This window comes from Mesorhizobium sp. P5_C1, from assembly GCF_054049815.1.
In genome coordinates this window covers 1-1,031 of sequence record NZ_JBFULQ010001090.1, presented here as the reverse complement: position 1 = coordinate 1,031, position 1,031 = coordinate 1, and the positions used below count along the sequence as shown (strand labels likewise).

General features: G+C 61.9%; 1 protein-coding gene. It reads left to right on the top strand.

Annotation, left to right across the window (positions count from 1 at the left end; genetic code table 11):
- Positions 1-1,031 (top strand): porin (locus ACXJ7R_RS34075; protein ID WP_457155628.1); only part of this gene is annotated, 1,031 nt, incomplete at both ends.

The window sequence follows — 1,031 nt, the reverse complement described above, 5'->3', positions numbered from 1 at the left end:
CAGTTTCCGGTGCGCGCGCCGCCGACGCCGTCGTCGTCGCCGAGCCGGAGCCCGCTGAATACGTCAAGATCTGCGACGTCTACGGCGCTGGCTACTTCTACATCCCCGGCACCGAAACCTGCCTGCGCATCGGCGGCTATGTCCGTTACGACATCGGCGGCGGCGACGTCGGCTCGTTCGATGGCGCGCGTGCCGAAAACCAGCTTGGCGATCCCAAGCTGCAGGACACGTGGGCAAAGAACACCCGCTTCACGCTGAAGACCTGGACCGGCCAGGAAACCGAGCTGGGCACGTTGAAGACCTACACCGAAACCCGCATCCAATTCGGCAACTCCAACGGCTATGGCGACGCATACGGCAATGATGCCCACAACAAGGGCATCACGCTGAACTTCGCCTGGATCCAGCTCGGTGGTCTSCGCGTCGGYAAGGACGAATCGGCCTTCRATACGTTCRTCGGCTACGCCGGCRAMGTCMTCCAGGATACGATCGTCCCCTATGGCGGCTTCGACACCAACGTCGTCCAGTACTATTTCGACGGGGGCAACGGCTTCTCGGCCGTCGTCTCACTCGAAGAAGGCTCCAGTGATGCTGGCGCTGCCACCTTCGACGGGGCCGGCAACTATCTCTTCAACGCGAATTCCGGCAACGACACCATCGACAGCTACGTTCCGGACGTCGTCGGCGGCGTGAAGTACACGCAGGGCTGGGGTGCCATCACCGGCGTGGCATCCTACGACAGCACCTGGGAAGAGTGGACCGGCAAGGTTCGCCTGGACGTGAAAGCGTCTGACGCTCTGACGCTGTGGATCATGGGCGGTTATGGTTCGGACGATCACATCGACCGCAACTTCTACAAGCAGTGGGGCGGCAACTGGGCAGTGTGGGGCGGTGGCACCTACAAGTTCAACGAGAAGACCTCGTTCAACGCTCAGGTGTCGGCTGATGACGACAAGAACGTCGGCGTCGCGGCCAACATTGCCTACGACATCGTCCCCGGCTTCACGGTCACCGGCGAAGTCGACTACAAC